At 71.4% G+C, this 21864-nt stretch carries 20 protein-coding genes; 9 read left to right on the top strand and 11 right to left on the bottom strand.

Going from position 1 to position 21864, the window contains the following annotated elements; genetic code table 11:
* Positions 1 to 65: 65 nt before the first annotated feature.
* Positions 66 to 1088 (top strand): SAM-dependent methyltransferase, encoded by a 1023-nt coding sequence (locus ACK1X7_RS27830; protein ID WP_413115784.1) that lies wholly within the window; start codon positions 66 to 68, stop codon positions 1086 to 1088.
* 159 nt (positions 1089 to 1247) lie between these two features.
* The gene (locus ACK1X7_RS27825; protein WP_216346854.1) at positions 1248 to 2390 is read left to right on the top strand and encodes an NADH-quinone oxidoreductase subunit D; all 1143 of its coding nucleotides are present in this window, start codon (positions 1248 to 1250) and stop codon (positions 2388 to 2390) included.
* Between the two features lie 68 nt (positions 2391 to 2458).
* Here the strand turns inward: ACK1X7_RS27825 and ACK1X7_RS27820 are convergent, their stop codons facing one another.
* The 4 genes from ACK1X7_RS27820 to ACK1X7_RS27805 form a co-directional block, all read right to left on the bottom strand.
* On the bottom strand, positions 2459 to 3469 hold the full coding sequence (locus tag ACK1X7_RS27820) for a hypothetical protein (RefSeq protein ID WP_390793146.1): 1011 nt from the start codon (positions 3467 to 3469) through the stop codon (positions 2459 to 2461).
* 248 nt (positions 3470 to 3717) lie between these two features.
* The gene (locus tag ACK1X7_RS27815) at positions 3718 to 4677 is read right to left on the bottom strand and encodes an ABC transporter substrate-binding protein (RefSeq protein ID WP_385144255.1); all 960 of its coding nucleotides are present in this window, start codon (positions 4675 to 4677) and stop codon (positions 3718 to 3720) included.
* Positions 4678 to 4913: 236 nt separating this feature from the next.
* On the bottom strand, positions 4914 to 5651 hold the full coding sequence (locus ACK1X7_RS27810; protein ID WP_385144282.1) for an ABC transporter permease: 738 nt from the start codon (positions 5649 to 5651) through the stop codon (positions 4914 to 4916).
* Positions 5651 to 6334, bottom strand: a complete 684-nt coding sequence (locus tag ACK1X7_RS27805; protein WP_385144253.1) for an ABC transporter permease — start codon at positions 6332 to 6334, stop codon at positions 5651 to 5653. The genes ACK1X7_RS27810 and ACK1X7_RS27805 overlap by 1 nt, the downstream gene beginning before the upstream one ends.
* Positions 6335 to 6473: 139 nt before the next feature.
* Between ACK1X7_RS27805 and ACK1X7_RS27800 the strand changes: the two genes are divergently transcribed.
* Positions 6474 to 7631 carry an ABC transporter ATP-binding protein gene (locus ACK1X7_RS27800; RefSeq protein ID WP_385144251.1) on the top strand — a complete coding sequence of 386 codons (1158 nt, stop codon included), beginning with the start codon at positions 6474 to 6476 and terminating at the stop codon, positions 7629 to 7631.
* Between the two features lie 72 nt (positions 7632 to 7703).
* On the opposite strand, the gene ACK1X7_RS27795 is transcribed toward ACK1X7_RS27800, so the two are convergent.
* A complete protein-coding gene (locus ACK1X7_RS27795) occupies positions 7704 to 8834 on the bottom strand; it encodes an alpha/beta hydrolase (protein WP_385144249.1) in 1131 nt (376 codons plus the stop codon).
* Between the two features lie 143 nt (positions 8835 to 8977).
* Here ACK1X7_RS27795 and ACK1X7_RS27790 point away from each other — a divergent pair, with 143 nt between their 5' ends.
* The 6 genes from ACK1X7_RS27790 (at position 8978) to ACK1X7_RS27765 (ending at position 13921) form a co-directional block, all read left to right on the top strand.
* Positions 8978 to 10810, top strand: coding sequence for a phosphatidylglycerol lysyltransferase domain-containing protein (locus tag ACK1X7_RS27790; RefSeq protein ID WP_385144247.1), 1833 nt, complete (start codon positions 8978 to 8980; stop codon positions 10808 to 10810).
* Positions 10811 to 10844: 34 nt separating this feature from the next.
* Positions 10845 to 11723 (top strand): dihydropteroate synthase, encoded by an 879-nt coding sequence (folP, locus tag ACK1X7_RS27785; RefSeq protein WP_382952915.1) that lies wholly within the window; start codon positions 10845 to 10847, stop codon positions 11721 to 11723.
* Positions 11720 to 12205, top strand: coding sequence for a nuclear transport factor 2 family protein (locus ACK1X7_RS27780; RefSeq protein ID WP_385144243.1), 486 nt, complete (start codon positions 11720 to 11722; stop codon positions 12203 to 12205). Before folP ends, ACK1X7_RS27780 begins: the two co-directional genes overlap by 4 nt.
* A 207-nt stretch (positions 12206 to 12412) precedes the next feature.
* Positions 12413 to 12772: a dihydroneopterin aldolase gene (gene folB, locus ACK1X7_RS27775; protein ID WP_014061653.1), complete on the top strand. Its 360-nt coding sequence runs from the start codon at positions 12413 to 12415 to the stop codon at positions 12770 to 12772.
* Positions 12769 to 13362 (top strand): 2-amino-4-hydroxy-6-hydroxymethyldihydropteridine diphosphokinase, encoded by a 594-nt coding sequence (gene folK, locus ACK1X7_RS27770; protein WP_137966372.1) that lies wholly within the window; start codon positions 12769 to 12771, stop codon positions 13360 to 13362. Before folB ends, folK begins: the two co-directional genes overlap by 4 nt.
* A gap of 61 nt (positions 13363 to 13423) precedes the next feature.
* Positions 13424 to 13921, top strand: coding sequence for a DUF3180 domain-containing protein (locus tag ACK1X7_RS27765; protein ID WP_361498474.1), 498 nt, complete (start codon positions 13424 to 13426; stop codon positions 13919 to 13921).
* Between the two features lie 92 nt (positions 13922 to 14013).
* Here the strand turns inward: ACK1X7_RS27765 and folE are convergent, their stop codons facing one another.
* From folE to dacB, 6 genes are all read right to left on the bottom strand, one after another.
* Positions 14014 to 14619: a GTP cyclohydrolase I FolE gene (gene folE / locus ACK1X7_RS27760; RefSeq protein WP_059142458.1), complete on the bottom strand. Its 606-nt coding sequence runs from the start codon at positions 14617 to 14619 to the stop codon at positions 14014 to 14016.
* A gap of 127 nt (positions 14620 to 14746) precedes the next feature.
* Positions 14747 to 16792 carry an ATP-dependent zinc metalloprotease FtsH gene (ftsH, locus tag ACK1X7_RS27755; RefSeq protein WP_385114959.1) on the bottom strand — a complete coding sequence of 682 codons (2046 nt, stop codon included), beginning with the start codon at positions 16790 to 16792 and terminating at the stop codon, positions 14747 to 14749.
* A gap of 245 nt (positions 16793 to 17037) precedes the next feature.
* On the bottom strand, positions 17038 to 17577 hold the full coding sequence (gene hpt / locus ACK1X7_RS27750; RefSeq protein WP_043241584.1) for a hypoxanthine phosphoribosyltransferase: 540 nt from the start codon (positions 17575 to 17577) through the stop codon (positions 17038 to 17040).
* A gap of 61 nt (positions 17578 to 17638) precedes the next feature.
* A complete protein-coding gene (gene tilS, locus ACK1X7_RS27745; protein ID WP_398159517.1) occupies positions 17639 to 18742 on the bottom strand; it encodes a tRNA lysidine(34) synthetase TilS in 1104 nt (367 codons plus the stop codon).
* 203 nt (positions 18743 to 18945) lie between these two features.
* Positions 18946 to 20091, bottom strand: a complete 1146-nt coding sequence (locus ACK1X7_RS27740; protein ID WP_413115783.1) for a zinc-dependent metalloprotease — start codon at positions 20089 to 20091, stop codon at positions 18946 to 18948.
* A gap of 159 nt (positions 20092 to 20250) precedes the next feature.
* Positions 20251 to 21849 (bottom strand): D-alanyl-D-alanine carboxypeptidase/D-alanyl-D-alanine endopeptidase, encoded by a 1599-nt coding sequence (gene dacB, locus ACK1X7_RS27735; RefSeq protein ID WP_385144241.1) that lies wholly within the window; start codon positions 21847 to 21849, stop codon positions 20251 to 20253.
* Positions 21850 to 21864 lie beyond the last annotated feature (15 nt).

The raw sequence follows: 21864 nt of genomic DNA, 5'->3' as shown, positions 1-21864 counted from the left end.
AGGGGCGATCCGTATCGCCCGGCCCTACTCCCCAAGGTGGAGACGATTCCACATAGCGTGGCGGTGTGGCGACCGAGAAGCATGAGTGGAGCGGTTGGCGTACGGCGGCCGAACAGGCGCTGTACGGAAGGGGCGGATTCTTCCGCCGCCCGGAGGGCCCCGCCGGGCATTTCCGCACGTCGGTGCATGCCTCACCGCTGTTCGCCCGGGCGGTCGCGGAGCTGCTGCGCCGGGTGGACGAGGCGCTGGGGCACCCCGCCGAACTGGCCCTGGTGGACCTGGGCGCCGGCCGCGGCGAGCTGCTCACCCAGGTGCTCGCCCTGGCCCCCGGCCTGCCCCACGACCTGGACCGGCGGCTGCGACCCTACGCGGTGGAGCGCGCGGAGCGCCCGGCGGGCCTGGATCAGCGGATCGCCTGGCTCGACGCCCCGCCGGAGGGCTGCACGGGGCTGCTGTTCGCCAATGAGTGGCTCGACAACGTGCCCGTGGACATCGCCGAGACCGACGCGGACGGCGTGCCGCGCCGGGTCGAGGTGGACCTCGCGGCCGGGGACGGCACCGAGCGGCTGGGCGACCCGGTGGACGGCGAGGACGCCGCGTGGCTGGCCCGCTGGTGGCCCCTGGCGGGCGCGGAACCGGGGCTGCGCGCCGAGATCGGCCATCCGCGCGAGGCGGCCTGGGCTCGGGCCGTGCGCTCCCTCCGGGCGGGCCTCGCGGTCGCCGTCGACTACGGCCACGAACGCGCCGCCCGGCCGCCGTTCGGCACGCTGACCGGCTTCCGCGAGGGGCGCGAGGTGCGGCCCGTACCGGACGGCTCCCGCGATCTGACGGCGCATGTCGCGATGGACGCGTGCGCCGCCGCGGCCGGGCCCGGCGCCGGGCTGATGACCCAGCGCGAGGCGCTGCGCGCGCTCGGCCTCGACGCCCGCCGCCCCCCGCTCGCCCTGGCCTCCACCGACCCCGCCGGCTACGTCAGCGCCCTCGGCGCGGCGGGCGAGGCCGCGGAGCTGACCGACCCCGCCGGTCTCGGCGCCTTCACCTGGCTCCACCACCCGGTGGAGCTGCCGCACGACCCGCTCCGGCCGTAGCGGGTGTCGGACGGGTCTTGACGCCTGCGGCGGGCTCTTTCCCCTCCCGCCCCTCCCACAACTGGGTCTCCGCCGCGTGGCCCGCCGGACACCCCGTAGGGCCCGCGCGGCAGGGAGCGCCCCGCGGGGGCCTCCCGGGGAGCTGAGAGACTGGTACGCATGACGGAGACGACAGTCGGCATCGGCGGCGCCGCGGAGAGCACCGACATGGTGCTCAACATCGGCCCACAGCACCCCTCCACCCACGGAGTGCTACGGCTGCGGCTGGTCCTCGACGGGGAGCGGATCCAGAGCGCCGAACCGGTCATCGGCTATATGCACCGGGGCGCGGAGAAGCTCTTCGAGGCGCGCGACTACCGCCAGATCATCATGCTGGCCAATCGCCACGACTGGCTCTCCGCCTTCTCCAACGAACTGGGCGTCGTGCTCGCCGTCGAGCGGATGCTGGGCATGGAGGTCCCCGAGCGGGCGGTGTGGACCCGTACGCTGCTCGCCGAGCTCAACCGGATCCTGAACCATCTGATGTTCCTCGGCTCCTACCCCCTGGAGCTGGGCGGCATCACGCCGATCTTCTACGCGTTCCGGGAGCGCGAGGACCTCCAGCACGTCATGGAGGAGATCTCCGGCGGCCGGATGCACTACATGTTCAACCGGGTCGGCGGCCTCAAGGAGGACCTCCCGGCGGGCTGGCTGGGCCGGGCCCGGCAGGCCGTGGCCGAGGTGCGCTCGCGGATGGACGTGTACGACGACCTGGTGCTCGGCAACGAGATCTTCCGGGGCCGCACCCGCGACGTCGGCGTACTGGCCCGCGAGACGGTGCACGGGTACGGGGTCAGCGGCCCCATCGCCCGGGCCTCGGGCGTCGACTTCGATCTGCGGCGCGACGAGCCGTATCTGGCCTACCCGGAGCTCCAGGACGTCCTCAAGGTCGTCACCCGCCAGGAAGGCGACTGCCTCGCCCGGTTCGAATGCCTGCTGGAGCAGGCGCACAACTCCCTGGCGCTGGCGGACGCCTGCCTGGACCGGCTCGACGAACTCCCGGCGGGGCCGATCAACCAGCGGCTGCCGAAGGTGCTCAAGGCGCCCGAGGGCCACACCTACGCCTGGACCGAGAACCCGCTCGGCCTCAACGGCTACTACCTGGTCTCCAAGGGCGAGAAGACGCCGTACCGGCTCAAGCTCCGCTCGGCCTCGTACAACAACATCCAGGCGCTCACCGAGCTGCTGCCGGGCACTCTCGTCGCCGACATGGTGGCGATCCTGGGGTCGCTCTTCTTCGTCGTCGGCGACATCGACAAGTAGGCGACACCGACGAGTAATCGGCATCGACGAGTAGCCGGCGACGCCAGGACGCCGCGCGGACGATCCCGTTACGAGATCGCGCTGCGCAGCTCCCCGAGGTCGATCTGTTCCGTCTCGTCGTGCGCGGTCAGGTCGATGACCTCGCCCACCGCGCCCTTCCTGGTCTCCGCGAGGGTCTCGTCGCCGATCACATCGGCGAGGTCCTCCTCGGCGGACTCGGGCTCCCGCTGCTGCTGCTTCGAGTGCTTCTTCTGGGTGCCGAAGTAGTCGAAGCCGCTCTCCGAACGGGAGGCGGCCCGGCGTGCCGCGGCATACGGCACCACCGCCGAGGCGGCCGTACGGGCGTGGACGGGCGGCTCCTGGGGGCCGTCGTCGTCCTGCCCGCCGGCCGCCGGGGGCTTCCCCAGCGTGGCGGCACCACCCTTGTCGCGGCTCTCGCGCCGGCCCTCGCGCCCGTCGCGCTCCGCGTCCTTCTCGGCGTCCATCGCGGGGGCGGGGGCGTCGGCCCGGGCACCCGCGGCGGCCTGCTCCCGGCGCTCCTTCTGCCGTCGCGCGCTCTCCCGGAGCCGGCTGAGCGCCTCGTCGGCCTTGGCGTACGCGGTGGCCGACGGCATGAGCCGCCCGGAGGCGATGCCGTCCGGCTCGTTCGACTCGACGCCCGACCCGGCGGATTCGGCGGACCCGGCGGACTCGGCGGGTTCGGCGGGCCTGGTCGCCGCCTCCAGCGCCTTCGCCGGGGACGCGGCCTCCAGTGCGAGCCGGCGGCGGCCCTCCAGGGCGGTGGCCCGCTCGGTCTCGGCCGTGGCGTAGCGGCGCAGCAGCTCGGCGTGCTCATTGCGCAGCCGGGCGAGCTCTGCGCGCTTGGCGCGCAGCCGGGTGTTGAGCGCGGTGCGGAGCTCGCTCGCCTTCTCGGCGTCCGCCTCGAGCTCCGCGATCCGCTCCTCGTACTTCATCTCCTGGCGCGCGGCCTCGCTCGCGGCCTCCGCGACCCGTCGGCCGGCCGAGCGGTCCCAACGGCGCATCAGGAAGGCGCCGACGACCGCGGCGGCGGCCGCGGTCGCGGCAAGCCCGCGGATCACGACCGTATCGCCGACCAGCCAGGCTCCGGCGGCGCAGGTTATTGACGCGACTGCGACCGAAGCGGAGGGAAGAAGCCTGTGCAGGGGTGGGGATTGGCGGTGGCGTCCACGTGGCATGGCCCGAAACTTACCGTGCAAAGGGGTCGCTTGGGTGCCCGCCGGGCCAGATCTGTTGTCAATCCGTTGGCAAATAGCGGCGGTCTCGCGCCGTGATCCGTTGCCAAGCCCTCCCGAGCGGGGTTTTGATCCTACTTCACCAGCCCCTTGTCCCGGAGGTAGTCGGCGGCGACATCCGTCGGCTTGAGCCGCTCGGCGTCAACTTTCCTGTTGAGTTCCCGCAGATCGGCGGTGGTCAGCACCTTGGTGAGCTTGTTCAGCGAGTCCGCGATCTTCTGCGAGCCGGCGGACTTCGCATTCACCACGGGAAGTACGTTGTCGGCATTCTGGAGATTTTTGTCGTCGTCGAGCAGGACGAGCCCGAACTGATCCAGCGTGCTGTCCGTGGTCGTGGTCAGGACCATCTGGTCCTTACCGTCCTTGACGGCCTGCTTGGCCTGGACGCTGCCGATGTCCAGCGGGTCGATCCCGGCGATGTCGATGCCGTACTTCTTCTCCAGACCAGGCTGGCAGAAGGGCCGCTTGGGGCATTCGTCGCCCGCCGCCAGGGTGACCTTCTGCTTCGACTTCCCGAGGTCGGAGAGCGTCTTGAGATCATGTTCCTTCGCGAAGTCACCGCTGACCGCGAAGGCGTTCTGGTCCACGGCCTTGCCGGGGTCCAGCACCTTCAGCCCGCGCGGTTCGGCGAGCTTCCTCAGCGCCGTGACCGTCTCGCCGATGTCCGAGGAGGCCACCGGGGCGGCATTCGACCCGTTCTTCTTCTGGTTGAGGAATTCGGCCAGCGTCGCCGCGTACTCCGGTACGACATCCATCTGGCCCTTCTCCAGGGCCGGTTCATACAGCTCGCGGGCGTCCACGGTCTTGATCGAAGTGGAATAGCCGGCGTCCTTCAGAACCCCCGCGTACAGCTCCGCGAGGATCTTCGACTCGGAGAAGGAGGCGGATCCGATCACCAGCGAGCCCTTGTCCGGTTTCCCGGAGCTGTCACCGCCGCTCGACTTCTCCAGGCTGTCCCCGCCACACGCGGCCAGCCCGGCCGTCAGCGCGGCGACCCCCGCCACGGCCGCCGCCGCCCGATAGATCTTGCTCATGGTTCCCCATCCGTAGTTGTCCGCGTCGTCGCGTCTTGTGCGTCGGCCGCGTTTTCTGCGTTCTCTGCGTCTTCCGCGATTTCCACGATTTCCGCGTCGTCGGCGCTCTGTGGGTTGTCCGCATGCGCTGTCCGCGCTCTCTGCGCCGGCCGCGCCATCCGCGTCACCCGCACTGCCCGCCCATGGGTGTCCGCACACGCGTGCGTCCGGTCGCCGCAGGGCTCGGCCCGCGGGTGCTACGTCGTCAGCGCCGGTGCGGCCGGGGCCTGGTCGGCGGGCGGGCGGCGGGCCGCGGCCAGGCGCCGCCCCGTCCTGCGCCGCATCGGGTCGAGCAGCAGCCCCAGCACCACGAAGACGCCCTCGACCACCAGCGCGAGGGCCGCGACCAGCACCGCCCCGGCCACCACCTGCGGGGTGTCGGTGAGCCGGAAGCCCGCCGTGATGATCCGGCCGAGGCCGCCGCCGCCGGGCAGCGCGGCCAGTGTCGCGGTGGCCACGACCTGCACCGCGGCCGTCCGTACGCCCGTCATGATGAGCGGGAACGCCAGCGGCAGCTCTACCCTGCGGATCAACTGGCCGCCCGTCATCCCCATGCCGCGGGCCGCCTCCACGACCTCCCGGTCGGCCTCGTGCACTCCGACATAGGCGTTGGTGAGCAGCGGCGGGATGGCGAACAGCACCAGCGCGATGATCGTGGGCCACTCGCCGTGCGTCCCCAGCGGGCTGAGCAGCAACAGCACCAGCACCGCGAAGGTGGGCACGGCGCGCCCCGCGTTGGAGATATTGACCGCGAGCGCGCCGCCCTTGCCGATATGGCCGAGGAACACGGCGATCGGCAGCGCCACCGCGCAGGCGATGGCCAGGCAGGCGAAGGTCAGGAACAGATGCTGGCCGAGCCGGTGCCACACCCCGTCCGGGCCCGCCCAGTGCGACCCGGTGGCCAGCCAGGTCCACGCCTTGGCGACGACGTCCATCAGGTGGTGCCCTTCCGACTCTTGCGCGCCCATGGCGTCAGCAGCCGCTGGAGGGCGAGCAGCAGCAGATCCGCCACGACCGCCAGCGCCACGCACAGCACCGAGGCGGTGAGCACCTCGGCCTTGAAGAAGCTGCGCATGCCTTCGTAGATGAGGTTGCCGAGCCCGCCGTATCCGATGATCGCGCCCACCGTGGTGAGCGAGACCGTGGAGACGGTGGTGATCCGCAGCCCGGCCATCAGCGCGGGCAGCGCGAGCGGCAGCTCCACGCCGAACAGCAGCCGCAGCGGGCCGTACCCCATGCCCCGGGCCGCCTCCCGCGCCTCTTCGGGCACCGAGGCGAGACCGGCCATGATGTTGCGCACCAGGATCGTGAGCGAATAGAGCACCAGTCCGGTGATCACCACCGCGACCGAGACCCCGAACACGGGCAGCAGCAGCGAGAACATCGCCAGCGACGGCACCGTATAGAGGATCGTGGTCAGCCCCAGCACCGGTCCCGACACCACCTTCCAGCGGCGGGCCAGCAGTGCCAGCGGAAAGGCGACCAACAGACCGATCGCGACCGAGGCGAGCGTGATCCATACATGCTCGAGTGTCGCGTCCGTCAGCTCCTGACCACGTGTGCGTACATACTCACCGCATATCCACTCGTTACTGATCAGACAGTTTCCGTCGGCCATACGCTCACCTCCCCCGTCGGGTCGCGGCCCGTTGCTCTTCACAATTCCTGGTGACCCTAACCCCGGCAGATGACAATCTCGTCCGATCGCCACACAACAGCAACAATGTCTGCCACGAATGCGGCAACAATGAGGAGCCATGATCCGTTTCGAGCATGTCACCAAGCGCTACCCCGATGGCACGACGGCCGTGGACGACCTCTCCTTCGAGGTGGCGGAGGGTGAGCTGGTCACCCTGGTGGGCCCCTCGGGCTGCGGCAAGACGACGACGATGAAGATGGTGAACCGGCTCATCGAGCCGACATCGGGGCGGATTCTGGTGGACGGCGAGGACGTCGCCGAGGCCGATCCGGTCGCCCTGCGCCGCCGTATCGGCTATGTCATCCAGCAGGTCGGGCTGTTCCCGCACAAGACCGTGCTCGAGAACACCTCCACCGTGCCGCATCTCCTGGGCTGGCAGCGGAAGAAGGGGCGGGAGCGCGCCGCCGAACTGCTCGACCTGGTCGGCCTCGACCCGTCCGTCTACGGCGACCGCTACCCCGACCAGCTCTCCGGCGGCCAGCGGCAGCGCGTCGGGGTGGCCCGCGCGCTGGCCGCCGATCCGCCGGTGCTGCTGATGGACGAGCCGTTCGGCGCGGTCGACCCGGTCGTACGCGAGCATCTACAGACCGAATTCCTGCGACTTCAGTCACAGGTGCGCAAGACCGTGCTCTTCGTCACCCATGACATAGAGGAGGCGGTCCGGCTCGGAGACCGCATCGCGGTCTATGGCTCGGGACGGATCGAGCAGTTCGACACCCCGGCCACGGTGCTGGGCGCGCCCGCCACCCCGTATGTGGCCGACTTCGTGGGCGCGGACCGCGGGCTGAAGCGGCTGTCGGTCACCCCCATCGAGCCGGGCGACCTGGAGCAGCCGCCCGTCGTCCACCTGGACGACCCGCTCTCCAAGGCGGCCGCCCGGCTGGCCTCGGAAGGGGCGCGCTGGGCCGTCGTCCTGGACGACGCGGAGCGGCTGCACGGCTGGATCCCGGCGGACGCGGCCGACGGCACGAAGGGGAACGTACGGGACCAGGCGCGCCGGATGGAGGCGTGGCTGCCGGTCGGGGCGCCGCTCAAGCAGGCGTTCAGCACGATGCTCCAGCATGACGCGGGCTGGATCGCGGTCCTGGACGAGGACCGCTTCCTCGGCGTCCTCACCCCGGCCCGGCTCCATGAGGCCCTCCGCCGCTCGATCGACGCCGACGCGGGCGGCATCGCGCGCGGGGACGTCGAGCTCCAGACCGTCGCCGACGTGTAGCACGCCCCCGGACTTCCCCGGCCCTTCCCCGACGCCCTCAAAGGCTTGGGGGTCCGGGGGAGCCCCGGGGGCTCAGCGGTCGCCGAGGCGGCCGCCGAGCCACTCCAGCGCGGCGGGGACCTCCCGCTTCCAGGTGTTGAAGTTATGGCCGCCGTTGCCCAGGATGATCGACGAGATGCGGGTCGGCGCCCCGCGCCGGTTCAGCCGCTTCACCTTGTTCACGAAGCGCACGGTGTCCCGGTAGTTCTGCTCACCGTGCTCGCTGCTGGAGACCAGCAGCGACACCGGCGGCGCCGGCTTGTGGGACAGCCGCCACATCAGGTCGTTCTCCCGCTCCAGCCGCTTGCTGCCGCCGAAGAGATCGCCCGTGGTCGAGTCGATCGGGGCCTTGTACGACGGGGAGAGCCCGGCCGCCGCGGAGAAGGCGTCGGGGTGGCGCATCGCCATCTTCAGGGCGCAGTAGCCGCCGGTGGAATTTCCGATGACGCCCCAGTTACGGGCCCGCTGGCCCACCCGGTAGTGGTCGGCCACCGCCTTCGGCACGTCCTTGGTGAAAAATGTCTCGGTCCGCGGCCCGTCCGGCACGTCCACGCACTCGGTGTCGCGCGGCGAGGCGACCGTCGGCCGCATCATCACCAGGACGAGGGGCTGCATCCTCCCCGCCTTGACCAGCTTGTGCGAGTTCTGGGGGTATTTCATGCCATTGATAAGGGATTCGGTGGTGCCCGGGTATCCGGTCAGCACCAGCGCGGCGGGGAAGGTCCGCCGGGAGTACTCGGGCCGGAAGTACTCCGGGGGCAGATAGATGTACGCGGGGCTCGCGATCCCGGAGACCGGCCCCTGGATGTTCACCTTCTCCACCCGCCCGGCGACCTTGGGCGACCTGCCGCCGTCCCCGGCCAGATGGCGGGTCTCGGTGACCCGTACCCGGGTACCCGGCGTGTCGTGGTCCACCACGACACCCGGCTCGTCCTGCGTACCGAAGAGGTCGGACCAGGAACCGTAGAAGCCGAACGACTGATTGGCGAACAATCCGACCGCCGCGAACACGGTGAGCTGCGTCCCCAGTAGCATGCCGACCCGGCCGAGCACGGGAGCCACTCCGCGCCCGGACAACCGGGGCCACAGCCATATCGTGGCCGCGAACAGCAGCAATGCCGCTACGACCGCCGCGATCACGAGGTTGTTGCTCGTGAGACCCATCACTATCTTTCTGCCGGGCGGCCGGCTCCCCCGTGCCGCGGTTGGAACCCCGCCGCCTCAAATGGCGTCTTCCAGGGCGCAAATCGTGCGGATGCCACGCAACAGAACCAAAGATCCTCTTGACCGAAGCGACGGGAATGCAGATGCCTGACAGTCAAGATGCCGAAACGTCCGGAGAGGTTCCCAACCGGATACGGCGCCTGCTGCACGGCCCCAGGCCGGAGGCCATGCCCACGGTCGTCGGCACCGCCTGCACCCTCATCGGACTGATGGACATCGTCTTCCCCCGGCTGCGCCACAGCAGGGTGCACGCGCTGGCCGAACTGCTGCCCGGCGCCGTGAGCTCGCTGGCCGCCGCCGCCTCGATCGTGGTCGGTCTGCTGCTGCTGATGCTGGCCCACGGCCTCAAACGGCGTAAGCGGCGGGCCTGGGTCGCCGCCGTGGCGCTGCTGCCCGTCGGCGCGGCCGCCCAGTTGCTCTACCGGCACTCGGTCATCGGCATGGTGCTCTCCCTCGTCCTGATGGGGGTGCTGATCCGCTACCGCGCCGAGTTCGCGGCGCTGCCCGATCCGCGCAGCCGCTGGATGGCGCTGGCCAACTTCGTGGGTCTCGGTGCGGTCAGCGTCACCTTGGGGCTGCTCATCGTCCGTTCGCATCCGGACGCCATCGAGGGAAGCCCGTCGCTCAGCGAGCAGCTCGAGCACGTCCTGTGGGGCCTGTTCGGCTTCGAGGGGCCGGTCGACTACCGCCACGGCGCGGACTACACGGTCGGCTACTCGCTCGGCGCGCTGGGCCTGCTGACCGTCGCCACCACCGCCTATCTCGCCTTCCGCCCCGAGCACCCCGCCGCCCGCCTCACCCCCGTGGACGAGGAGCGGCTGCGGGAGCTGCTCACCGCCCACGGGCGCCGCGACTCGCTCGGCCACTTCGCGCTCCGCCGCGACAAGGCCGTGGTCTTCTCCCCCAGCGGCAAGGCCGCCGTCTGCTACCGCGTGGTCTCCGGGGTGATGCTCGCCAGCGGCGACCCGGTCGGCGACGTGGAGGCATGGCCCGGCGCGATCGCCCGCTTCATGGAGGAGGCGCGGGCCCACTCCTGGACCCCGGCGGTGATGGGGTGCAGCGAGACCGGCGGCGAGGTGTGGACCCGGGAGACCGGCCTGGACGCGCTCGAACTGGGCGACGAGGCCATCGTCGATGTGGCGGACTTCACCCTGTCCGGGCGCGCGATGCGCAATGTGCGCCAGATGGTCAAGCGGATCGAGCGGGCCGGCTACCAGACCCGGGTGCGGCGCGCCGCCGACCTGGGCCCGGAGGAGCTGGAGGCCATCCGGCGCGCCGCCGCCGACTGGCGGGGCACCGACACCGAGCGCGGCTTCTCGATGGCGCTGGGCCGGATCGGCGACCCGGCGGACGGGGACGCGGTCATCGCCACCGCCCACAAGGCCGCGGGCGAGGGCGCCGAGGAGGGTCCGTACGGGGATCTCAAGGCCGTACTGCACTTCGTGCCGTGGGGCGCGGACGGAATGTCGCTGGAGCTGATGCGGCGCGACCGGAGCGCCGACCCGGGCATGAACGAGCTGCTGATCGTGGCCGCGCTCCAGGCCGCCCCCGAGCTGGGCGTGGAGCGGGTGTCGCTGAACTTCGCGATGTTCCGCTCGGCGCTGGCGCGCGGCGAGAAGCTGGGCGCGGGCCCGGTGCTGCGCGGCTGGCGGGCGCTGCTGGTGTTCCTCTCCCGCTGGTTCCAGATCGAGTCGCTGTACAAGTTCAACGCCAAGTTCCAGCCGCGCTGGGAGCCGCGCTTCGTGGTCTTCCGCAACACCCGCGACCTGCCCCGGATCGGCCTGGCCGCGATGCAGGCCGAGGGCTTCGTCTCGCTGGCCCTGCCCCGGCTGCTGCGCCGCGGACCGCGCCCCGAGCCCCGGCCCTGCGCCCATCGGGAGCTGGCCGACGGGCGGGGGCTCCAGCAGGCGGCCTGATCCAGAAGCCACCCCCTACGCCTAGGCTGGGCACATGAGCACGTTGCAAGGGCGGGGCCGGGTGGCCGGACTGCCGGAGTGGGACCGGTGCGCGGTGATGGGCGTGGTGAACGTCACACCGGACTCCTTCTCCGACGGCGGCCGGTGGTTCGATACCGAACTGGCCGTCAAGCACGGTCTCGATCTGGTCGCCGCCGGGGCCGACCTGGTGGACGTCGGCGGTGAGTCGACCCGGCCCGGCGCGGCGCGCGTCGACGAGGCCGAGGAGCTGCGCCGGGTGATCCCCGTCGTCCGGGAGCTGGCCGCGACCGGTGCCGTGATCAGCGTGGACACCATGCGGGCCACGGTGGCCGAGCGGGCCGTGGCGGCCGGGGCCCGGCTGGTCAACGACGTCAGCGGCGGCGGCGCCGACCCCGCGATGGTGCCCACGGTGGCCGCGGCGGGGGTGCCGTTCGTGGTGATGCACTGGCGCGGCCAGTCGATCGATATGAACAACCGGGCGGTGTACGCGGACGTGGTCGGCGAGGTCGTCGCCGAGTTGCGCATCAGCCTGGAGCAGGCCGTCGCGGGCGGTATCGACCCGGAGCGGATCGTGATCGACCCGGGCCTGGGCTTCGCCAAGGACGCCGGGCACGATCTGACCCTGGTCGCCCATCTGTCCGCGCTGCGGAAGCTGGGCCGCCCGCTGCTGGTGGCGGCCTCCCGCAAGCGGTTCCTGGGGCGTGTCCTGGCGGGCGACGGCGGCAGCCCGCCGCCGGCCAGGGAGCGGGACGCCGCCACGGCGGCGGTCACCGCGCTCGCGGCACGCGAGGGCGCCTGGGCCGTCCGGGTGCACGAGGTACGGGCCAGCGCGGACGCGGTGCGCGTGGCGCGGGCCATCGAGCGGGCCGAGAACACGGCTGGAGCGCTGTGACTTCCCTTACGGACAACGAACGTGTGGCGCAGGTGAACACGGCGCTGTACGACGCCATGGAGCAGGGTGACCACAGCACGCTCCAGCGGCTGTGGCTGGACTCCCCCGACACCGAGGTGTCCTGCGTCCACCCGGGCTGGCCGGTGCTGCGCGGCCGGGGCGAGGTGCTCCGCTCCTATGCGCTGATCATGGCCAACACGGACTACATCCAGTTCTTCCTGACGGATGTCGAGGTGTCGGTGATGGCCGACACCGCCCTGCTGACCTGCACCGAGAACATTCTCAGCGGCGCCCCCGCCGAGGAGGAGGGCCAGCTCGGCCCGCTGGTGGGCCAGCTCGTCGTCGCCACGAATGTGTTCCGCCGCACGGAGGACGGCTGGAAGGTCTGGTCGCACCACGGCTCCCCGGTGCTCGCGGAGAGTGACGACGAGGAGCCGGGCGGTCCCGAAGGCCCCGCCGACGACGGGTTGTTGCCGGGCTGACCCGACCCCGTTCGAGCCCCGCGAGGTGGGGGTAGAAGGCTGTGGCGCGGGGCGTCGGCAGCGGGCACCGCCCACCCCATGGGCGAATGCCGCCGGGGCCCGCAGGTAGATTGCGAGGCAGGTACCCCCGCAGACGGCAGGGGACAGGTGGTGCGCTCCGGCCAGGAGGGCGTGCCCGCGTACCGACGACCAGCAGGAGTGATTCAGGTGGATCGTGTCGCGCTGCGCGGCCTGAAGGCTCGCGGGCACCACGGTGTGCTACCCCATGAGCGCGAGGAGGGCCAGGACTTCGTCGTGGACCTCGTGCTCGGCCTGGACACTCGGCCCGCCGCGGCCGACGACGACCTCGGCAAGACCGTCCACTACGGCGTGGTGGCGGAAGAGGTCGTGGCCGTGGTGCGGGGTGAGCCGGTCGATCTGATCGAGACGCTGGCCGAACGGATCGCGGACCGGTGCCTCAAGCACGACGTGGTGCGGGAGGTCGAGGTCGTGGTGCACAAGCCGCAGGCCCCGATCACCGTGCCCTTCGACGACGTGACCATCACCATCACCCGGAGCCGAGTATGAGCAGCAGCGACCCGACCGTGCAGCCCGTTCCCATCTCCGTGGTGGAGCAGGTGGACGCCGCCGATGTGACGTTGAGCAACCCCAAACGAGCGGTGATCTCGCTCGGCAGCAATCTGGGCAATCGCCTGGAGACCCTCCAGGGCGCCATCGACGCGCTGGAGGACACCCCGGGCCTGCGGGTCAAGGCCGTATCGCCGGTGTACGAGACGGACCCGTGGGGCGTGGAGCCCGGCACCCAGGCCACGTACTTCAACGCGGTGGTGCTGATCAAGACGACGCTGCCGCCGTCCTCGCTGCTGGAGCGCGGCCACGCCATCGAGGAGGCGTTCGAGCGGGTGCGGGACGAGCGCTGGGGCCCGCGCACCATCGACGTGGACATCGTGGCGTATCAGGACGTGGTGTCCGACGACCCCCAGCTCACCCTGCCGCATCCGCGCGCCCATGAGCGCGCCTTCGTGCTGGTGCCGTGGAACGACGTGGATCCGCAGGCCGAGGTCCCCGGGCGCGGGGCGGTGGCGGGGCTGCTGGCCGCGATGGGCCAGGAAGGTGTCCGGGTCCGCACCGATCTGGAACTGCGACTGCCCGAGTAGACGTTGATCCGGATAGGTTCCGGACACGTTGGCACGTACTGAATTGAGGGGCGACCGCTCGGTGAAGCAACTTCGGATCGGGGTGCTGGTCGGGCTGTTCGCCGTGGCCGGTGTGGTGTCGTGGGCGGGCGCCCGGCTGTGGGACACATTGGGGTCGCTGCCGAGCATCCCGGTGGCCGCGCCGATCGTGCTGGCCCTGATCGCGGTCGTGCTGGCCGCCACCGCGCTGTCGCTGCGGTCCCGGCTGCGCGCCCAGCGGGAGCGGCAGCCGGGCGCCAAGGGCGTGGACCCGATGGTGGCCGCCCGTGCGGTGGTCTTCGGGCAGGCCAGCGCGCTGGTGGCGGCGCTGGTCGCGGGGATGTACGGCGGGGCCGGCGTCTTCCTGGCCATGGAGCAGCTCGATGTGCCCGCCCGCCGGGATCAGGCCATCTATGCCGGGGCGTCGGTGCTGGCGGCCGCGGGGGTGGTGGCGGCCGCGTTCTTCCTGGAGCGGGTCCTCAAGCTCCCGGAGGACGACGACAACGACGGCAACGGCCCGAGCGCCGCGGCCCGCGCCTGAGCCGCGCCGGACGTCCAAGGCCACGAGCCGCCGCGTACGCGACTCGCCCCGCGCCGCTGGGGCTCCAGCCCGGCTGAGACGTACGGAGCCGCTCAGCGGGCCATGATGAGGCTCATGGCCTCGGCCCGGGTGGCCGGATCGCGCAACTGGCCGCGGACGGCCGAGGTGAGCGTCTTGGCCCCGGGCTTGCGCACCCCGCGCATGGTCATGCACATGTGCTCGCACTCGACCACCACGATCACCCCGCGCGGCTCCAGTATCCGCATCAGGGACTCGGCGATCTGAGTGGTCAGCCGCTCCTGGACCTGAGGGCGGCGGGCGAAGACATCGACCAGCCGGGCCAGCTTGGACAGCCCGGTGATCTTGCCGTCGTGGGACGGGATATAGCCCACATGGGCGACGCCCACGAAGGGCACCAGATGGTGCTCGCAGGAGGACATCACCTCGATGTCCTTGACCAGCACCATCTCGTCATGGCCCAGGTCGAAGGTGGTGGTCAGGACGTCCTCGGGCTCCTGGCGCAGCCCCGCGAAGATCTCCTTGTACGCACGGGCCACCCGGCCCGGCGTCTCGCGCAGCCCCTCCCGGTCGGGGTCCTCGCCCACGGCGATCAGCAGCTCGCGGATCGCGTTCTCGGCGCGCTTCTCGTCGAACACACCAATGGGGCTCTCGCCGTCCAGCGTCACCGGGTCGGTCATGGAGCTGCCTCGTTCCTCACATACACACAACGAACGCGTAAATGCCGCGTCCACCAGGCTAGAACCTGGTGGACGCGGCATTCATTCCGGGGCCACCGGGGGCGGAAGCCGCCCCCGGTGGTGGGGGTCAGCTCTCCGAACCGGCGGAGCCCGAGCCCTCAGGACGCTCGGCGGCGTCCTCCGGAGTGGTGCTCTTGGTCAGCGAAGCCGCCGAGGTGGGCTGGGCACCGTTGGCCGGGGCCAGCTCCTTGGGGGAGAGCACCGGCGGACGGGTCGAGGGCGTACGCCGCGAGGAGCCGGTCCACGCCGGGCGGGCCGGGCGCTTGACGATCGGGGCGAAGATCTCGGCGATCTCCTCCTTGTTGAGCGTCTCCTTCTCCAGCAGCGCCAGCACCAGGTTGTCCAGGACGTCCCGGTTCTCGACGAGGATCTCCCACGCCTCGTTGTGCGCGGCCTCGATGAGCTTCTTGACCTCCTCGTCCACCAGCGCGGCGACCTCTTCCGAGTAGTCGCGCTGGTGAGCCATCTCACGGCCGAGGAACGGCTCGGAGTTGTCGGAGCCGAACTTGATCGCGCCGAGCCGCTCGGTCATGCCGTACTGCGTGACCATCGCGCGGGCGGTGGTGGTCGCCTTCTCGATGTCGTTGGACGCGCCCGTGGTCGGGTCGTGGAAGACGAGCTCCTCGGCCGCCCGGCCGCCCATCATGTAGGCGAGCTGGTCCAGCATCTCGTTGCGCGTGGTCGAGTACTTGTCCTCGTCCGGCAGGACCATGGTGTAACCCAGGGCCCGGCCTCGGGAGAGGATGGTGACCTTGTGCACCGGGTCGCTGTTCGGAGAAGCCGCCGCGACCAGGGCGTGACCGCCCTCGTGGTACGCGGTGATCTTCTTCTCCTTGTCGCTCATGATCCGGGTCCGCTTCTGCGGACCGGCCACGACTCGGTCGATCGCCTCGTCCAGGAAGTGGTTGTCGATCAGCTTCTTGTCGCTGCGGGCCGTCAGCAGGGCGGCCTCGTTCAGCACATTCGACAGATCGGCACCGGTGAAGCCGGGGGTGCGCCGGGCGACGGCCGACAGATCGACGTCCGGGGCGACCGGCTTGCCCTTCTGGTGGACCTTGAGGATCTCCAGCCGGCCCTGCATGTCCGGGCGGTCGACCGCGATCTGCCGGTCGAAGCGGCCCGGGCGCAGCAGCGCCGGGTCGAGGATGTCGGGCCGGTTGGTGGCGGCGATCAGGATGACCCCGCCCTTCACATCGAAGCCGTCCATCTCGACGAGGAGCTGGTTCAGCGTCTGCTCGCGCTCGTCATGGCCGCCGCCCATGCCCGCACCGCGGTGCCGGCCGACGGCGTCGATCTCGTCGACGAAGACGATGGCCGGGGCGTTGGTCTTGGCCTGCTCGAACAGGTCGCGGACACGGGAGGCACCCACACCCACGAACATCTCGACGAAGTCGGAGCCGGAGATCGAGTAGAAGGGGACACCCGCCTCGCCCGCGACGGCACGCGCGAGCAGCGTCTTACCCGTACCGGGCGGGCCGTAGAGCAGCACACCCTTGGGGATCTTGGCGCCCACGGCCTGGAACTTCGCCGGCTCCTGAAGGAACTCCTTGATCTCCTGGAGCTCCTCGACCGCCTCGTCGGCGCCCGCCACATCGGTGAACGTCGTCTTCGGCGTGTCCTTGGTGATCAGCTTGGCCTTCGACTTCCCGAAGTTCATCACCCGGGAGCCGCCGCCCTGCATCTGATTCATCAGGAACAGGAAGACCACGACGATCAGCACGAACGGGAGCAGCGAGAGCAGAATCCCGACGAAGGGGTTCTGCTTCGACGTCGAGACGTTGTACCCGTCGGGGATCCCGTTGGGCTTCTGGGCATTGGCCTGAAGAGTCTTGGCCAGATCGACACCCTGGTCACCGATGTAGGTGGCCTGGAGCTTGTCGCTGCCCGAGATCTTGGCGACATTGTCCTTGAGGTTGATCTTTACCTTGTGCTCGTCGCCGGTCGTCAGTTCGGCGGACTGGACCTGGTTCTGGTTGATCGCCTTGACGACCTGACTGGTGTCCACCGACTTGTAGCCGCCGGACGAGCCGACGACCTGCATCAACACGACCACGGCGAGGACGGCCAGCACGATCCACATGACCGGCCCACGGAAGTAGCGCTTCACGTCCATCCATACGGGGCGAAGCCGCCCCGTCCCTCCTGCCACAGTGAGGCACGGCAGCCCTGGAGGGGCCGCCCGTGCGTGCGGTGTATTTGCGGTGTATGAGCTGTGTAATCCTCAGTCTCGAAAAAGACTGACCTTCGGACGGTACCCCAGCATTGTCACCCGACGCCGCCGTGGACTGTTAACAAAACCGCCTTCCCCTGCTCCAACGGCGGAAAACCCCGCCAGGTTCCCAGGGGCCCGCGGCGCCGTCAGCCGCCGTAGACGTGGGGAGCCAGGGTGCCGACGAACCGCAGGTTCCGGTACTTCTCGGCGTAGTCCAGGCCGTAGCCGACGACGAACTCGTTGGGGATGTCGAAGCCGACCCACTTCACCTTGATGGCGACCTTGGCCGCCTCCGGCTTGCGCAGCAGGGTGCAGACGTTCAGCGAGGCCGGCTCGCGCGAGCCCAGGTTCGACAGCAGCCACGACAGCGTCAGTCCGGAGTCGATGATGTCCTCGACGATCAGGACGTGCTTGCCCTTGATGTCGGTGTCCAAGTCCTTCAGGATGCGCACCACCCCGGAGGACTGGGTGCCCGCGCCGTAGGACGACACGGCCATCCAGTCCATGGTGACGGGCGTGGACAGGGCACGTGCCAGATCCGCCATCACCATGACCGCGCCCTTGAGCACGCCGACGATCAGCAGATCCTTGCCCGCGTACTCCTCGTCGATGGTGGCCGCCAGCTCCGCCAGCTTCGCGTTGATCTCTTCCTCGGTGATGAGGACCGACTTGAGGTCGGTGCCCATGTCCTTGTCGTCCACCCGCGCCACTTTCGTTCGACGTACCGGCTCATCTGGCTCGGGCGGATCAGCCCTGCCGGATGACCAGTCTGCCACCCTCACGGCGGACCTCGACGCGGCCGGGGAGATTGATGGCCCGCTGCCCCCGCCAGCCGGTGATCAGCCGGTCCACCTCTTCGATGTGGCGGGCGAAGAGCGAACCGGCCGGCGCGCCCGCGGCGATGGCGGCGCGGCGCAGCACCCGGCGGCGGACGGCGGTGGGCAGTCCGTGCAGGCCGACGGTGTCGAGATGCACGGCCTGCGCACCACCGGCCGCCGCCGGTGCGGTGGTCATCACATCGGCCTCGGCCCGGGCGGCCCAGGCGTCGAGGGCGTCGGCGTCGTCCCGGGAGAGCTGGGCGGTGCGGGCGAGCGCCTCGACGACGCCCTTGCCCAGCGCCTTCTCCAGGATGGGCAGCGCCTCGTGGCGGACCCGGGAGCGGGTGTAGGAGGGGTCCACGTTGTGCGGGTCGTCCCAGACGGGCAGCGACTGGGCCAGGCATGCCTCGCGGACCGTGTGCCGGTCCAGTTGGAGGAAGGGCCGGCGGTAGCGGCCGTCGGCCCCGGAGACCCAGGCCATGCCGGACAGCGAGCGGGTGCCGGAGCCGCGGGCGAGGCCCAGCAGAACCGTCTCGGCCTGGTCGTCGCGGGTGTGGCCGAGCAGCACGGCGGTGGCGCCGTGGCGCTCGGCGGCGCCGTCCAGCGCGGCGTAGCGGGCGTCCCGGGCTGCGGCCTCGGGGCCGCCGCCGCGGCCGACGGACACGGCGATCGCCTCGACCGGCGCGAGGCCCAGCGCCCGCATCCGGTCGGCGACCTCGGCGGCGCGGGCGTCCGAGCCCTGCTGGAGGCCATGGTCGACGGTGACCCCGCCGGCGCGCAGACCGGCCCGCGGGGCCTCGAAGGCGAGGGCGGAGGCGAGCGCCATGGAGTCGGCGCCGCCCGAGCAGGCGGCGAGTACGAGGGGCGCGTCGGCGCGCGGGGCGGAGCCGCGTGGGGTGGGGGCCGAACGCGTGGCGGGCGAGGAGGCGGCGGAGGGCGAGCAGGAGGACGAGGCCGAGTGGGCGACGAGGACGTCGTGGAGGACGCGGCGGACCGCGAGGCGTATCGCGGCGACCGCTGGATGGGGACCCATGTCCGTTTCCCATCTGTCATTCGAGGGGGTGCCTCGGGGGGTGCGAGGAGTTACGCAGCTTTTCGTCACGCTGCGTATGTCGATGGTGACAGAAGCGAGCTGTTCCCCGAGCATCGCACGCCTACCCGTCGCCAACGGTCCCTCGGACGAGTGATTAAAGGGGGCGTTCGTCCGTTTCCGCGTGTGCCGGGAGTGTGCCGGTTCTAGGACTCCGCCTTACGGTGCACCCGCGCGACCCACTCGGCGGGTTTGCTGATCTCCGCCTTGGTCGGAAGGGTGTTGGGCGAGGTCCAGACACGGTTGAAACCGTCCATACCGACCTCGTTCACCACGGCCCGGACGAATCGCTCACCGTCACGGTACTGCCGCAGCTTGGCGTCGAGCCCCAGCAGCTTGCGCAGCGCCTGGTCGAGCCGGCCCGCGCCACTCGCCCGGCGCTTCTGGAACTTCTCCCGGATCTCCGCGACGGACGGCACGACCTCCGGCCCCACCCCGTCCATGACGTAGTCGGCGTGGCCCTCCAGCAGCGACATCACCGCGGTCAGCCGCGCCAGGATCTCCCGCTGGGACGGGGTCTGGACCAGCTCGATGATGCTGGGCGCGCCGCCGCGCCCGTCCTCCTCGCCCCTCTCGTCACCGGGACGGCCGCCGCCGCTCAGCGACTGGAACGCCTCGCGGAGCCGCTCCAGCAGGGTGGCCGGGTCCACATCGGTCTCGCCGAGGAACGCCTGGATCTCGGACTCGATGTGGTCGCGCAGCCACGGCACGGCGGTGAACTGGGTGCGGTGGGTCTCCTCGTGCAGCGAGACCCACAGCCGGAAGTCGTGCGGGGTTACGTCGAGTTCGCGCTCCACATGGACGATGTTGGGCGCCACCAGCAGCAGCCGGCCGCCGCCCGGGGAGCCGGGCAGCTCGCGGGTCGCGGGCGCGAAGGTCTCGTACTGGCCGAGCACCCGGGAGGCGAGGAAGGACAGCAGCATCCCCAGCTCGACCCCGGTCACCTTGCCGCCGACCGCGCCCAGCATCGCCCCGCCGGGCAGTCCGCCGCGCCGGTCCTGCATCTTGCCGAGCAGCGGTTTGAGGATCTGCCGGAAGCCCGCCGCATTGGCCTTGATCCAGCCCGCGCGGTCCACGACGAGGACGGGGGTGTCCGAGGCCGGGCCGCCGGAGACGGCCATCCGGGTGAACGCGCGGACGTGCTCCTCCGAGGACTTGGCGTGCCGCCGCAGCTCCGCGACGACGGCCCGCGCCTCCTCGCGACTCACCTCGGGCCCGGGGCGCACCAGCCGGGTCGCGGTCGCGACCGCGAGATTCCAGTCGACCATCTCCACACCACCGATGCTCGTCATGGCTTCACGGTACGTGGCCCGCGCCCCATCCGGGAGGACACCGGGGTCCGCACCGGCGGCCGCCCCGTGTCCGGGTCACCCTGGTGGCCTTACGGCGGCCACCGTGGCGTGGCCGCCGTACGCGTCCGGTCGGCCGTAGGCGTCCGGTCGCCCTCGCGCTCAGCGGCAGCCGCAGTTGGCGAGGGCCGAGGCCATCCGGTCCAGGGCGCGCTGGGCGCCGTCGGCGTCGGTGGTGCCGTTGGTCATGAACGCGAAGACCAGCAGCCGGCCGTCCGCGTCCACGACCGAGCCCGCGAGGGTGTTGACCCCGGTGAGGGTGCCGGTCTTGGCGCGGACCACGCCCCGGCCGACCGCGTCCTGGGCGTAGCGGGTGCGCAGGGTGCCGCTGAAACCGGCCACCGGCAGCCCGGTGAGCAGCGACCGCAGTTGGGGGTGGTCGCGGTCGGAGGCGCGCACCAGCACCTGGGCGAGCAGCCCGGCGGACACATGGTCGGCGCGGTCGAGCCCGCTGCCGTCGGCGATCCGGGCACCGGTCAGCGGCAGCCCGAGCTTGCGCAGCCGCTGGGTCACGGCCTTCGCCCCGCCCGCGAAGCTGGCGGGCTTCCCGGCCGCGAGGGCGGTCTGCCGGGACAGGGCCTCCGCGATGTCGTTGTCGCTGTTGGTCAGCATCCGCTCGACGAGCGAGGACAGCGGCTGGGAGCGGACGGAGGCCACCGTACGGGCGCCCTTGGCGGCCTTGGACGAGCCGGGCTCGCCCGTCACCTCGACACCGCGGTCGCGCAGCATCGACGCGAAGGTGCCGGCCGCGTCGGCGGCCGGGTCCTCGGCGCGCGGCGCCGGGCCGTGGTCGCTGTCGTCCTTACGGCCCTCGTCGGCCATCAGAGGGACGACGGGCGAGAGGTTCTCGTTGGGGCCGATCGGGTGCAGCTTCGACCCGGAGTAGAGCGATGTGTCGTAGCCGAGCCGGTAGGGGCCCGGGCCGCGCTTCTTGAGGGCGCGGGCGGTGGCGTCGGCCAACTGGCGCAGTGCCGCGGGGTGGTCGTCCCCCTTGACGGCCCGCGCGGTCAGCGTGGGGTCGCCGCCGCCGACCAGCACGATGTCGTGCCTGCCCGCGCCCGCCACGACGCTGGTCCTGATGCGGTGGTCCGGGCCGAGGGCGGAGAGGGCCGCGGCACCGGTCGCGAGCTTGATCGTCGAGGCGGGGACGGCGGCCGTACCCGCCTTGCTGCCGAACACCTGCTGACCGGTGGTCACGTCCATCACCGCCACCGAGCGCTCATCGCCCAACGCGGAATCGTCCAGCAGCGGTTCGAGCGTGTCGGCGAGCCCCGCCCCGGTGGGCGGCGGCACGGCGTCCCCACCGCTGTCCGGCGACTTGGGCGCGGGGCGCGCGCCGAGCGCGGCCAGCACGGGCGGGGCGCTGGGCGCGGGCCGCCCCGGACCGCCGTTACGCCCGTCGTCCGGGGCCCGATCGTCGGTGGCGCGGGCGCGTTCGGCCGTCCGCTGACCGCCGTCCCAGGGCCCGGCCACGAGCACCGAGACCACGGCGACCACCAGACCGGTCGCGGCGGAGACCGTCACCAGTTGCCAGGTCCGCTGCCGCTCCCGGGGCATGCGCCGCCATTCGCGCCGGATACGGGCGCGCACGCGGTCCCATTCGTACAGCCCACGACCGCGCGCGCGGTCGAACTCGCGTCGCCCACGGCTCACCCGGTGCCGCAGCCACTCCCTGACCTGCCACGATCGGGCTTCAGGCACGACCGACCAGCCCCT

This window comes from Streptomyces sp. CY-1, from assembly GCF_047218265.1.
In the GTDB taxonomy this organism is placed as follows: Bacteria; Actinomycetota; Actinomycetes; order Streptomycetales; family Streptomycetaceae; genus Streptomyces; species Streptomyces niphimycinicus.
Note: the sequence above shows the minus strand (reverse complement) of the source record. Positions and strands in the feature narration are given on the sequence as shown.